This window comes from Pseudomonas sp. Irchel 3A7 (assembly GCF_900187565.1).
Taxonomy (GTDB): domain Bacteria; phylum Pseudomonadota; class Gammaproteobacteria; order Pseudomonadales; family Pseudomonadaceae; genus Aquipseudomonas.
Genome location: NZ_FYED01000013.1, coordinates 164,391 through 177,646, shown reverse-complemented (window position 1 = coordinate 177,646; position 13,256 = coordinate 164,391). Strand labels below are relative to the sequence as shown.

At 60.2% G+C, this 13,256-nt stretch carries 11 protein-coding genes; 3 read left to right on the top strand and 8 right to left on the bottom strand.

From position 1 onward, the window contains the following. The first annotated feature begins 53 nt into the window (after window positions 1-53). A complete protein-coding gene (locus CKW21_RS21715; RefSeq protein ID WP_256590300.1) occupies window positions 54-1,994 on the top strand; it encodes a BCCT family transporter in 1,941 nt (646 codons plus the stop codon). Between the two features lie 194 nt (window positions 1,995-2,188). Here the strand turns inward: CKW21_RS21715 and choV are convergent, their stop codons facing one another. From choV to CKW21_RS21700, 3 genes are all read right to left on the bottom strand, one after another. After that, window positions 2,189-3,367 carry a choline ABC transporter ATP-binding protein gene (gene choV, locus CKW21_RS21710; protein ID WP_095195960.1) on the bottom strand — a complete coding sequence of 393 codons (1,179 nt, stop codon included), beginning with the start codon at window positions 3,365-3,367 and terminating at the stop codon, window positions 2,189-2,191. Next, window positions 3,364-4,209 carry a choline ABC transporter permease subunit gene (gene choW, locus CKW21_RS21705; RefSeq protein ID WP_095195959.1) on the bottom strand — a complete coding sequence of 282 codons (846 nt, stop codon included), beginning with the start codon at window positions 4,207-4,209 and terminating at the stop codon, window positions 3,364-3,366. Before choW ends, choV begins: the two co-directional genes overlap by 4 nt. 66 nt (window positions 4,210-4,275) lie before the next feature. After that, window positions 4,276-5,223: a choline ABC transporter substrate-binding protein gene (locus CKW21_RS21700; RefSeq protein WP_095195958.1), complete on the bottom strand. Its 948-nt coding sequence runs from the start codon at window positions 5,221-5,223 to the stop codon at window positions 4,276-4,278. A 436-nt stretch (window positions 5,224-5,659) separates the two neighbouring features. Between CKW21_RS21700 and CKW21_RS21695 the strand changes: the two genes are divergently transcribed. After that, window positions 5,660-7,036 (top strand): L-serine ammonia-lyase, encoded by a 1,377-nt coding sequence (locus CKW21_RS21695; RefSeq protein ID WP_095195957.1) that lies wholly within the window; start codon window positions 5,660-5,662, stop codon window positions 7,034-7,036. Between the two features lie 540 nt (window positions 7,037-7,576). Beyond that, entirely contained in the window at window positions 7,577-8,680 is a 1,104-nt protein-coding gene (locus CKW21_RS21690) for a GlxA family transcriptional regulator (RefSeq protein WP_007975492.1), read from the top strand. Window positions 8,681-8,782: 102 nt separating this feature from the next. Here CKW21_RS21690 and CKW21_RS21685 read toward each other — a convergent pair whose 3' ends face one another. The 5 genes from CKW21_RS21685 to CKW21_RS21660 form a co-directional block, all read right to left on the bottom strand. Next, window positions 8,783-9,049 carry a hypothetical protein gene (locus CKW21_RS21685; protein ID WP_095195956.1) on the bottom strand — a complete coding sequence of 89 codons (267 nt, stop codon included), beginning with the start codon at window positions 9,047-9,049 and terminating at the stop codon, window positions 8,783-8,785. Between the two features lie 362 nt (window positions 9,050-9,411). Continuing rightward, window positions 9,412-10,575 (bottom strand): gamma-butyrobetaine dioxygenase, encoded by a 1,164-nt coding sequence (locus tag CKW21_RS21680; RefSeq protein WP_095195955.1) that lies wholly within the window; start codon window positions 10,573-10,575, stop codon window positions 9,412-9,414. A 12-nt stretch (window positions 10,576-10,587) separates the two neighbouring features. Beyond that, window positions 10,588-11,064, bottom strand: a complete 477-nt coding sequence (locus CKW21_RS21675) for a thioesterase family protein (protein WP_095195954.1) — start codon at window positions 11,062-11,064, stop codon at window positions 10,588-10,590. A 124-nt stretch (window positions 11,065-11,188) separates the two neighbouring features. Continuing rightward, entirely contained in the window at window positions 11,189-12,154 is a 966-nt protein-coding gene (locus CKW21_RS21670) for an L-carnitine dehydrogenase (RefSeq protein ID WP_095195953.1), read from the bottom strand. A 142-nt stretch (window positions 12,155-12,296) separates the two neighbouring features. After that, complete coding sequence (locus CKW21_RS21660; protein ID WP_095195952.1) at window positions 12,297-13,184, bottom strand: 3-keto-5-aminohexanoate cleavage protein; 888 nt, start codon at window positions 13,182-13,184, stop codon at window positions 12,297-12,299. Window positions 13,185-13,256 lie beyond the last annotated feature (72 nt).

The window sequence follows — 13,256 nt, the reverse complement described above, 5'->3', positions numbered from 1 at the left end:
GTTCTGCCTCGCTTATAAAGACCCCGCCGGAAAAGGTGACGGTCAACGGTTGGGTGTTCTACACCTCTACCGCGTTGATTCTGTTGTTGACCGCCATTCTGATCATCGCCCCGCAAGAGGCGGGCAAAATGCTCGGAACGGCCCAGGCCTGGTTGTCCCGCAGCTTTGGCTGGTACTACATGGTGGTGATTGCCGCCTATCTGATCTTCGTCGTCGGCCTGGCGTTTTCGTCCTACGGCAAACTGAAACTGGGCAGCAAGGACGACACCCCGGACTTCAGCTACGGCGCCTGGGCGGGGATGCTGTTCTCGTCGGGTATCGGCATCTCGTTGCTGTACTTCGGCGCCTCCGAGCCGCTGGATCACTACTTCAACCCGCCGGAAGGCGTCGCTGCCAGCAACCTGGCGGCACGTCAGGCGGTTCAGCTGACGTTCCTGCACTGGGGCCTGCATGGCTGGGCGATCTACGCATTGGTCGGCCTGGCCGTGGCGTACTTTGCCTACCGTCACAACCAGCCACTGGCGTTGCGTTCGGCGCTGTACCCGCTGGCGGGTGAGCGTTGGGTCAAAGGCGCGGCCGGTCACGCGGTGGACGGTTTCGGCATGTTCGTGACCCTGTTGGGTCTGGTGACCAACCTGGGGATTGGTTCGCTGCAAGTGTCGTCGGGCCTTGAAAACCTGTTCGGCATGGAGCACAGCAACACCAACCTGCTGATCGTGATCATCGTGATGAGCACCGTGGCGACCATTGCTGCTGTGTCGGGTGTGGAAAACGGCATTCGCCGTCTGTCCAACCTGAACATCGTTTTGTTCAGCGGCCTGCTGATTTTCGTGCTGCTGTTCGGCCCGACCCTGCACCTGCTCAACGGCTTCGTGCAGAACATCGGTGACTACCTGAACGGTGTGGTGCTGAAGACGTTCGACCTCTATGTGTACGAAGGCGACAGTGAGAAGTCCGACCGCTGGTTGGGCCTGTGGACTCTGTTCTACTGGGCCTGGTGGATTTCCTGGGCGCCATTCGTGGGCATGTTCATCGCGCGTATTTCCCGTGGTCGCACGGTGCGTGAACTGGTCGCTGGCGTGCTGCTGATCCCACTGGGTTTCACCCTGGCGTGGCTGTCGATCTTCGGCAACTCGGCCCTGGACCTGGTGATGAACCATGGGGCGGTGGAACTCGGCAAGACGGCGCTGGAACAGCCGTCCATGGCGATCTACCAGTTGCTTGAACACTACCCGGCGTCGAAAGTGGTAATCGGCGTCTCGATTTTCGTTGGTTTCGTGCTGTTCCTGACACCGGCGGATTCCGGCGCGGTGATGATGGCCAACCTGTCGTGCAAGGGCGGTAACGTCGACGAAGACGCCCCGCACTGGTTGCGGATTTTCTGGTCGGCGGTGATCACCCTGGTGACCATTGGTCTGCTGTTCGCCGGTAACTTCGAAGCCATGCAAACCATGGTGGTGCTGGCGGGACTGCCGTTCTCGGTGGTGCTGGTGTTTTTCATGTTCGGCTTGCACAAGGCCATGCGCCAGGACGTGCAGATCGAGCAGGAACAAGCGGAACTGGCGGCACGCGGTCGCCGTGGTTTCACCGAGCGCCTGACTCAACTGGACCTGCAACCGAGCCAGTCGGTGGTACAGCGCTTCATGGACAAGCATGTAACGCCGGCGCTGGAAGATGCCGCCGTGCAAATGCGCGCTCAAGGCCTGGATGTGCAAACCTTGCTGGGCAAGTCCAAGCGTTGCATGGGCCTGCGGATCGAGATGGAAGAGGGCAACCCTTTTGTCTACGAAGTCAGCCTGGATGGGTACCTGGCCACGCCAACTGAATCGGCTCAATCCGATGAGGCACGCCAGCGCTACTACCGTGCCGAGGTGTACCTGCACAACGGCAGCCAGGACTACGACTTGATGGGCTTCACCCAGGATCAGATCACCCGTGACGTGCTCGATCAGTTCGAAAGCCATAGGCAGCTCCTTGGCCGGGTGTATAGCTAAGTTGTAAGTGGCGCGGTGTTTCCATGACACCGCGTCGCGTTCTTCGCGAGCAGGCTCGCTTCCACAGTTGACCGCATTCCAATGTGGGAGCGAGCCTGCTCGCGAAGGGGTCATTAGCCGCAAAGCAGATTGACCCGATATCCCCATAAACAAAAACGCCGCGATCCTCTCGCGGCGTTTTTGTGTCTGTTGCCTTACCCCAGGTTCTTGCCGAGCAGTGCGTGGTACAGCTCGCTGTCGCCGAGAATCCCGACCACATGGTTGTTGTCGTGCAGTACAAGCTTGTTGCCGGTCTGGTAGCGGATCTGCAGCGCGTCGCGCATGCCGATGCTCGAATCCACCAGGGTAGGTCGACGACCCAGGCCTTCAACCGCTTGCCCCGGTACCCAGTTCTGCAGGTCCAGCACCGAGCCGTTCTGGCGTGCGCCCTTGATCGTGTTGCCCTCTGCCAGGTCGAGCCACGAATCGCCGCCCGGATCCAGGCAGACCGAACCGTTGATGCGCTTGCAGTTGTCCAGGGTGCGCATCAGGCTGCGGCCGCACAGTACGTTCAGCGGGTTGGTGTGGGCCACGAAGGTCCGCACGTAGTCGTCCGCCGGGTTGAGGACGATTTCTTCAGGCTTGCTGTACTGGATGATCCGGCCGTCTTTCATGATCGCGATACGGCTGCCGAGCTTCAGGGCTTCGTCGAGGTCGTGGCTCACGAACACGATGGTTTTGCTCAGCTTGCGTTGCAGTTCCAGCAGTTCATCCTGCAGGCCCTGGCGAATCAGCGGGTCGAGGGCCGAGAACGGTTCGTCCATCAGCAGAATGTCGGCGTCCATTGCCAGCGCACGGGCCAGGCCCACACGCTGTTGCATGCCGCCGGACAGCTCATCGGGCTTCTTGTTGCGCCATTGGGTCAAGCCCACCAGTTCGAGTTTTTCATCGACCAGCTTTTTGCGTTCCTTCTCCGGCCGACCCTGCATTTCGAGGCCGAAACTGATGTTCTCGCGCACTGTCAGCCAAGGCATCAGGGCAAACTTCTGGAACACCATCGCAATGCGCTTGGTGCGCATCATTTTCAGTTCGGCGGCCGTGCAGGACGCAATGTTGATCTGCTTGCCTTCGTGCTCGACGAACAACTTGCCGCGGCTGACGGTGTTGAGGCCGTTGATGCAACGCAGCAGGCTGGACTTGCCGGAGCCGGAAAGGCCCATCAGCACGCAGATTTCACCTTTTTCGATATCCAGGCTGGCTTTTTCGACGCCAACGATCTGCCCGGTCTTTTTCAGGATCTCGCTGCGGGTCAAGCCTTGATCGAGAAGTTTCAGTGCTTCGCGCGGATCTTTGGTGAAGATCACGTCGACGTCTTCGAAGCGAATTATGCTCATGCGTCACCCCCTACTTTGGCTTCGGGTTGTTTGCAGATACGGTCGAGCATGATCGCCAGCAGTACGATCGCCAGGCCCGCTTCGAAGCCCAGGGCGATATCAGCAGTGTTCAGTGCGTTGACCACCGGTTTACCCAATCCATCGGCGCCCACCAGTGCCGCGATCACCACCATCGACAGCGACAGCATGATGCACTGGGTGATGCCGGCCGCGATGCTCGGCATGGCGTGGGGCAGTTCGATCCGTGTCAGCAGTTGACGACGCGAGCAGCCGAAGGCCTTGCCGGCGTCCATCAATTCTTGTGGGACATCGCGGATGCCCAGGTAGGTCAGGCGGATCGGCGCGGCAATGGCGAACACCACCGTGGAGATCAGGCCTGGCACCACACCCAGCCCGAAGAGGGTCAGGGTAGGAATGAGGTAAACGAAGGTCGGTACGGTCTGCATCAGATCGAGTACCGGACGCATTACAGTGTAGAACATCGGCTTGTGCGCGGCGACGATGCCCAGTGGCACGCCGATGACCACGCAGACCAGGGTGGCGAACAACACCTGGGCGAGGGTCTCCATGGTTTCCTGCCAGTACCCCAGGTTGAGGATCAGCAGAAAGGAGGCGACAACAAAGGCGGTCAACCCCCATTTGCGCTGGATCAAGTGGGCCAGGAGGGCGATGAGGCCGATCAAGACCAGCGGGTTGAACCAGGTCAGCGCGAAAGTCACGCCGTGGATCATCGTTTCCAGCGTCACGGCAATGGCGTCGAAGGTGTTGGCGCCGTGTTGCGTCAACCATTCGACAAAGCTCGCAATGTGCTGGCCTAGAGGTATTTTCTGATCAATCAGCATGGTAGTGAACGTCCGCATGCAAGGAAATAAACAGCCCGGGCAGGCAGACCTGCCCGGCATAAGCGATTACTGCGCGAGCTTGGCTTTCACGGCCTCCAGGCCTGGTTTACCGTCAATGGTGGTCACGCCAGCGAGCCAGGTATCGAGTACCTGTGGGTTCTTTTTCAGCCAGGCCTTCGCGGCTGCGTCAGGCTTCATCTTGTCGTCCAGGACGTTGCCCATCAGCGTGCTTTCCATGTCGAGGGTGAAGACCAGGTTTTTGAGCAGCTGACCCACGTTGCTGCATTCCTGGGCGTAACCCTTGCGGGTGTTGGTGTAGATGGTCGCCTGGCCGAAGTTGGGGCCGAAGAACTCGTCGCCGCCGGTCAGGTACTTCATCTTGAAGCGTGTGTTCATCGGGTGCGGTTCCCAGCCCAGGAACACCACCGCGGTGTTGCGGCGCTGGGCGCGATCGACTTGCGAGAGCATGCCTGCCTCGCTGGACTCGACCACCTTGAAGCCGGCGTCTTTCAAGCCGAAGGCGTTCTTGTCGATCATGCTCTGGATCAGACGGTTACCGTCGTTACCCGGTTCGATACCGTAGATTTTGCCGTCCAGTTCTTTCTTGAACTTGGCGATGTCGGCGAAATCCTTCAGGCCTTTGTTGTACAGCTCTTCCGGTACGGCGAGGGTGTATTTGGCGTTTTCAAGGTTGGCGCGCAGGGTGTCCACGGTGCCGGCATCGCGATAGGGCTTGATGTCGTTTTCCATGGTCGGCATCCAGTTGCCGAGGAAGATGTCCATGTTCTTGCCATCGGCCAGCGACTTGTAGGTCACTGGCACGGAAATCATGGTGGTTTTGGTCTTGTAGCCCAGGGCATCGAGGACGACGCTGGTAGTGGCGGTGGTGACAGTAATGTCAGTCCAGCCGACATCGGAGAAGTTTACGGTGCTGCATTGGGCCGGTTCGGCGGCTTGCGCCAGAACCGGCAGACTAAGCATGGCGGCCAACAACAACGACGGGGAACCTTTCATGGATGGACTCCTTGGTGTTTTTTTTGGCAGTGTTCCGACTGGACCACCGCACTTATAGAGTTGCGGCTGGATGGCGTTTTGGAGACAGCTCTACCACGGCGCCTTGCAATCGAGTCGATATGATCATGTACCAGTGAAAATCTGACGCCTACAGGGTGCGTCGTAACCAGTACAGGGATGGTCGCATCCAGTGTCAGTGACGTCGTTTACAGATTTTTTCAGCCCCATTTCCCCCTCTGCATCGCAAAAAAACGCCGAAAACATGGCGTAAAACGCCCACGGCGTTAGTGGACATGAGTGCGTCGGTTAGAGACGTCGAACGACAAGACAAAAGCCTGATGATGCAGTCATCTCGGCGGATTGCAGCTTGAGCGTAGCAGCTCCGCCACCGGGCGTTTTTGCGCCTGGAGTTGGCTCATCCAGGAGTTCGGCAGTAATGGCTATCAGTGTTTTCGACCTGTTCAAAATCGGCATCGGCCCTTCCAGTTCGCACACCGTGGGACCCATGCGGGCGGCGGCTTTGTTTGTACAAGGTTTGCGTGAACGGGGTCTGCTGGAGCAGGTGCGCAGGGTCGAAGTTCAGCTCTATGGTTCGTTGTCCGCCACCGGCATCGGTCACGGCAGCGACAACGCGGTGATCATGGGCCTGATGGGCGAGTGGCCGGATGCGATCGATCCGTCGCAAATCGGCATCCGCATCGCCACCCTGCGCGAAACCGACACGCTGTTGCTCGACGGTCGTTTGTCGGTGCCCTTCATCTGGGGTCGGGACATGCGCCTGATCGACGAAAACCTGCCGTTCCATCCCAATGCCATGACCCTGATTGTCGAAGGCAATGACGGCGAGTTGCATCGCGACACCTACTATTCGGTCGGCGGCGGTTTTGTCGTCGACGAGGCCCAGGCCTCCAGCGGGGTGGTCGACCTTGACCGCACTGTGTTGCCCTATGATTTTTCCTCTGCTGCCGAGTTGTTGGAGCTGTGCAAGAAGCACAATCTGCGCGTAGCCGAACTCATGATGGCCAACGAGAAGGTCTGGCGCAGCGAAGAGGAAATCCGCAGCGGCCTGATGAAGCTCTGGCGCGCCATGCAGGATTGCGTCGATCACGGCCTCAAGCACGAAGGCATCCTGCCCGGTGGCCTGAATGTGCGCCGGCGTGCGGCCAAACTGCATCGCAGCTTGCAGGAGTTGAACAAACCCAACGTGATCGGCTCGACCCTCAGCGCCATGGAGTGGGTCAACCTGTTCGCCTTGGCGGTCAATGAAGAAAACGCCGCCGGCGGGCGCATGGTCACGGCACCGACCAATGGTGCGGCGGGGATCATTCCCGCGGTGTTGCATTACTTTATGAAGTTCAGCGAGGACGTGACCGACGCCAACGTCGTCGACTACTTCCTCGGTGCGGCGTCGGTGGGGATTCTGTGCAAGAAGAACGCTTCGATCTCCGGTGCCGAAGTCGGTTGCCAGGGCGAAGTCGGTTCGGCCTGCGCCATGGCCGCGGCGGGGCTGTCGGAAATCCTCGGCGCCACCCCGGAGCAACTGTGCAACGCGGCGGAAATCGGCCTGGAACATAACCTGGGGCTGACGTGCGATCCGGTGGGCGGTCTGGTGCAAGTGCCGTGTATCGAGCGCAACGCGATTGCCGCGGTGAAAGCGATCAATGCGGCGCAAATGGCATTGCGCGGCGATGGACAGCACTTTATCTCGCTGGATCGGGTGATCCGCACCATGCGTGATACCGGTGCCGATATGCATGACAAATATAAGGAGACATCGCGGGGTGGGTTGGCGGTCAGCGCGGTGGAGTGCTGATACCGAGCTGACTTCATCGCTGGCAAGCCAGCTCCCACAGATTCTTTGGTGTAGCTGATATCTTGATCACACCCTGAATCCCTGTGGGAGCTGGCTTGCCAGCGATGGGGCCAGACCAGTCAAAACTGCGCGTAAACTGAACACTCGATCCAAACCGCGCCACCTTTTGGCGCGTCGCTAACAGATAAATAGTCTCACCGTCGGCGGGGTATCATGGGGTCCCTGACCGCCCGTCACCCGTGCCTGCGGTGACACTCTTTCCGGGCTGCTCGCAGCCCTGTTCCCACAAGTGCTACCGATTTGCTCACACGCAACGGGGCAGAGCGCTTGTCGCCACTGATGGCACTTATAACCCCTACTCGCCGCGCGTCATATATAGACACATTCCGACGTCGTTTTTAGGAGTTATTGAACGCACATTCAAATTTAGGCATGGCAATTGCTCTGTCATTACAAAGCCCGTCTCCCACGCGAGAACGATGGCAATAACAAGAGCCTCCGCCTGAGGCCATCACCCGCTTTGTGTGAGGAGATACCGCGATGACGACGTTCAACTCCGGGGCCCAACCCCAGAACCGTGCGCCTCAATCCATCGGCTTTCTGCTGCTGGACAATTTCACGCTGATTTCCCTGGCCTCCGCAGTCGAACCCCTGCGCATGGCCAACCAGTTGTCCGGCCGCGAGCTGTATCGCTGGACGACCCTCACCGTCGATGGCGGTCAAGTCTGGGCCAGTGACGGTCTGCAGATCACCCCCGACGCCTCCATGCACAAAGCCCCTCCAATGGACACCGTGATTGTCTGCGGCGGCATCGGTATCCAGCGCACTGTTACCCGTGAACACGTTTCATGGCTGCAAAGCCAGGCGCGTCAGTCCCGTCGCCTGGGTGCGGTCTGCACCGGCAGCTGGGCCCTGGCCTGCGCCGGCCTGCTGGACGGTTTCGATTGCAGCGTGCACTGGGAATGCCTGGCGGCGATGCAGGAAGCCTTCCCGCGGGTGGCCATGAGTACCCGCCTGTTCACCCTGGACCGTAACCGTTTCACCAGTTCCGGTGGCACCGCGCCGCTGGACATGATGCTGCACCTGATCAGCCGCGATCACGGCCGTGAACTGTCCGCCGCGATCTCGGAGATGTTCGTGTACGAGCGCATCCGCAACGAACAGGATCACCAGCGCGTGCCGCTCAAGCACATGCTCGGCACCAACCAGCCGAAGTTGCAGGAAATCGTTGCGTTGATGGAGGCCAACCTAGAAGAGCCGATCGACCTCGACGAACTGGCAGTGTATGTCGCCGTGTCCCGTCGTCAGCTGGAGCGGCTGTTCCAGAAGTACCTGCACTGCTCGCCTTCGCGTTACTACCTGAAGCTGCGCCTGATCCGCGCGCGGCAGCTGCTCAAGCAAACGCCGATGTCGATCATCGAAGTGGCATCTGTGTGTGGCTTCGTGTCCACGCCGCACTTCTCCAAGTGCTACCGCGAATACTTCGGCATTCCGCCACGTGACGAGCGCGTAGGTTCCAACACCACGCAGCAAGTGGCGATGATGCCGCTGCCACAAGCCCTGGTGCTGTCGCCGTTGTCCGGGCCGTTGTCAGCGCTGAGCCAGGCGCGTAATGAGTCGACTTTCGCTAGCGTAAGGCTTTAATCCGCGGCGCCTTCTTCGCGAGCAGGCTCGCTCCCACAGTTGACCGGGTTCCCACAGAGGAGTGCGGTCGAATGTGGGAGCGAGCCTGCTCGCGAAGGCGATTTAACGGGCGACGTGGCTTTGTTGGTATTCGGCCAATGCCGGCAGCAATTGCTTGTCGATAGCCTGGCGCACAGCTGGCAGGATGGTCGCGCTGCTGGTGTACATCTGCTTGACCATGGTGCGCAGCACGATGGCCCGCTCGTTGTTCAAACCTCGCACCGCACACTCGCAAGCCTGCTCGGCTGTGGCGCCGTTCGGCACTTGAAAGCCCAATGCCTTGAGCTGGCCCAACAAGTCTTCCTGATCAATCAAATCGGCGTGCATCATGACGCAAATCCTTCTTCTGGGAATGGAGTCGTGGCTCGATTCTGGTAGGGGGGCAGGGTGGCGGCAAGGGCGATTTGTCGCAATGGCCGCATTGGCTATGAAAGCGTCGTTTTCGGGCTATTTACCCGCGAGAGGAGTCGGCACACTGGACTCAGCTCGCTTCACGATGGTTTGGTCACCCTCGCACGGCAGCTCCTCAACAGTACCTATTGCCTCGATCCTGTCACGGCTTGATCGGGGCTTTTTTTTGCCTGTGGTTTCAGTGTTGCCCGTCCGGACGCCATCGCGGGCAAGCCCGCTCCCACAGGGGTTGCGAATAACCTGTGGGAGCGTGGCTTGCCCGCGATGAACGATGACACGGTCTAGCGTTGCAATACCAAAATGCGCGACAACAACTCATCCCGATCGACATAACACCCCTGGAAATGCCGGGCACCGGTAGCGGGATCGAAGGCGTTACGGGCGTGGAGGGTGCGGCGGTTGTCGAAGCACCAGAGCTCGCCGGGGTTGAGCCTTTGCATCAGCCTGAACCGGGGCTCGCGGGTCATCGCGATAAAGCGGCGATAGGCGCGATAGAGCCTGGGCATCTGTTCCACCGACGCATCGAACGGCCCGCGCAGAAAGTTTGCCATGCGGATTTCCGACACTTGTCCCAAGGCGTCCAGGGCGATGATCGGTGCGAGGCAACGGTAGTCGCTATGGCGGTCCTTGTTGCGAAATTCCACAGGGATCTCGCAGAGGCTTTTGAATGACTCAGGATCTTCCTGGCGCAAGGCATCGGCGATGGCAAAACCGTCGACAAAAATACTTTCGCCCCCCTCGGCGTCATTGACCAGGCAATGCAGGAATTGCAGTCCCGGTTGCAACTCCCGGGTCGGCAAATCGCTGTGCAACGGCAGGTTGAAAGCGGTGTAGGCGTTGCTGTCGGCATCGGACTTGGATTGCACGTTGAACAGCACGCCGAAATTGCTCTCGCGGATGAAGGAAATGCGCTGCGCGATCAGCTTCAGCGAGCCGGGTTCGGTGGGTACGCCTCGGACCTGGGTCAGGCCGGTGTCCCGCACGGCCAGCAGCCATTGCAACAGGGCATCGTTATCGTTCATCAGCGTTCGATACTCGAACACCGGCAACTGCAGATCGCTATGCCAAAGACTGGCTTTTGGCTTGGCTGCCAGGCGCTCGGCGCGGGATTCGTCGTCGTAGGCGTGGGCACGCAACCAGCCAGGGTCGAAGCGGCTGTGGTGGCCGTCCTGCCATTCGATGCTGAGGCAGCCCTCAGCGTCGATGCTGGTGTCGGCGGGTAGCAAGTTTTCCGGGACATCGACGATTTCCAGCACTTGCTCGCGGGTCACCGTGTAGACGCATTGCGGGCACGGGCAGTTGTCCCGCAGCCATTGATGATGGAAGGGGCTGACGCGGTGGTCGGCCCACTTCACCAGAACACGATCCGCCATCGCCTGCACGCCTTTGAGCGCGCTGATCAACGGATAAGTACGGAAGTCGGCAAAAGCAGCGGCGGTGTTCATGCGATCTCCTTGTTATTTTTTGGGCGGTAATGCGATCACTCGGCCAACGTAGGCGGGGGGTGGCAGGTCAGTCTGTTCAGCGACCATGGCTTGCAGTTTGCCCAGGGTCACTGCGCTGAACGGTGTGGAACTTGGCCCGGCGAGGTCGACATGCAGCAACATTTGTTCGTTGCCCGCCAGCTCTTTCGTGTCACCCACCAGATGCAGGCTGTGGTAGAGGTGCAAGCGTTTGCTGTCGTGGGCGATGATCTGCGTGTGCACTTCGACTTCGGCATCGCGCTTCACTTCGTGCAGGTAGTTCAGGTGCAGTTCCAGGGTGAACAGCGAGTTGCCGCTGGCTTCGCGGTTGTTGCTGTCCATGCCCAGGCGATCCATCAGCGCATCGGTGGCATAGCTGAAGATCAGCAGGTAGAACGCGTCGCGCAGGTGGCCGTTGTAGTCGACCCAGTCGGGGATGATTCTGGTTTGGTAGGTGGTTAGTGTGGGCATGTTTCAAGGTCCAATAGGGGAGGTGACTGGTCTATCGTCTTCGCGAGCAGGCTCGCTCCCACAAGGACCGCGCATAACCTGTGGGAGCGAGCCTGCTCGCGAAGGGGCCGATCCTGATGGCGCATTACTCGCTAAAAGTCATCCCATGCTTCTCTTTGGTGGTCTTCACCGCCTCCAGCACCGCCAGCAGGCAGTCATCACGATAGCGCTCCAGCGCAGAAATGCTGTGTTTACCCAATTGATCGCTGGTGCCATCCACCACATCGTCGATCAGTTTTTCGGTCAGTTCCGGCGCCGGCAGGTAGGTCCACGGCAACTGCAGGGCCGGGCCGAACTGTGCCATGAAGTGACGCATGCCGGCATCGCCACCGGCCAGGGTGTAGGTCAGGAACGTGCCCATGAACGACCAGCGCAGACCGGCACCAAAACGGATGGCGTCATCGATTTCGCCGGTGGTCGCCACGCCGTCATTGACCAGGTGCAATGCCTCGCGCCACAACGCTTCGAGCAAGCGGTCGGCGATGAATCCCGGCACTTCCTTGCGTACGTGCAGCGGGCGCATGCCGAGGGATTCGTAGACTTTCATCGCCGCCTGCACGGCTTCCGGGGCGGTGTTCTTGCCGCCGACCACTTCCACCAGGGGCAGCAGATAAACCGGGTTGAACGGGTGCCCGACCACGCAGCGTTCCGGATGGGTCGAACTCTCGTAGAACTCGCTTGGCAACAGGCCAGAAGTACTGGAACCGATCAAGGCGTCGGGCTTGGCTGCGGCGCTGATTTTGCTGTGCAGTTCCAGTTTCAGTTCAAGACGTTCAGGGGCACTTTCCTGGATGAAATCGGCGTCGCGAACACATTCTTCGATGGTGGTGACAAAGCGCAGGCGATCCTGCGAGGCACCCGGCGCCAGGCCTTGTTTCTCCAGTGCGCCCCAGGCGTTGGCAACGCGTTTGCGCAAGGCGGCTTCGGCACCGGGCGCCGGGTCCCAGGCCACCACATCGAGGCCGTGGGCGAGGGCGCGGGACACCCAGCCGCTGCCGATGACACCGCTGCCCAGGGCTGCGAAGGTTTTGATTTCGGTGATAAAGCTCATGGTGATTTCCTAAAGGATTCGGTGTTGCCCTTGTGGGAGCGAGCCTGCTCGCGAAAGCGGTGTGTCAGTCGACTGAAATGTCGGCTGTGACGGCCTCTTCGCGAGCAGGCTCGCTCCCACAGGGGTAAAGAATGAATAGTGATTAGCCGCGCTGTTTCAGGCCCATTTTCTTGCGGCCTTCAGCCGGGGTGAGGACCCGGGCACCGAGGCGGCTGAGGATTTCGCCGGCGCGCTCGACCAGTTGGCCGTTGGTCGCCAGAACGCCCTTGTCCAGCCACAGGTTGTCTTCCAGCCCGACACGCACGTTGCCGCCGAGCAGCACGGCCTGCGCGGCCATCGGCATTTGCATGCGACCGATGCCAAAGCCGGCCCAGACCGCATCGGCTGGCAGGTTGTCGACCATGGCTTTCATGGTGGTGGTATCAGCCGGGGCGCCCCACGGGATGCCCAGGCAGAGCTGGAACAGCGGGTTGTCGAGCAGACCTTCCTTGATCATCTGTTTGGCGAACCACAGGTGACCGGTGTCGAAAATTTCCAGCTCGGCCTTCACGCCCAGCTCTTGAATGCGTTTGGCGCCGGCACGCAGCTGCGCCGGGGTGGATACGTAAATGGTGTCGCCATCGCCGAAGTTCAGGGTGCCGCAATCGAGGGTGCAGATTTCCGGCAGCAGTTCTTCGACATGGGCCAGACGGGTCAGCGGGCCGACCAGGTCAGTGTTCGGGCCGAACTCCATCGGGTTCTCGCCCGCGCCGATTTCCAGGTCGCCGCCCATGCCGGCGGTGAGGTTGACGATGATGTCGACGTCGGCTTCGCGGATGCGCTCCATCACTTCGCGGTACAGCGCCACGTCGCGGCTGAACTTGCCGGTTTGTGGGTCGCGAACGTGGCAGTGAACCACGGTGGCGCCGGCCTTGGCGGCCTCTACGGCGGCGGCAGCGATTTGTTTCGGGGTGACCGGCACGTGTGGGCTCTTGGCGGTCGTGTCGCCAGCACCGGTGAGTGCGCAGGTGATGATGACGTCGTGGTTCATTTTTCGGTTCCTTACAGGCGTGGTGGTCCCGTTCGCAGCCCGGTCGGGCTGCGAATCGGTGGTTCGATTGAG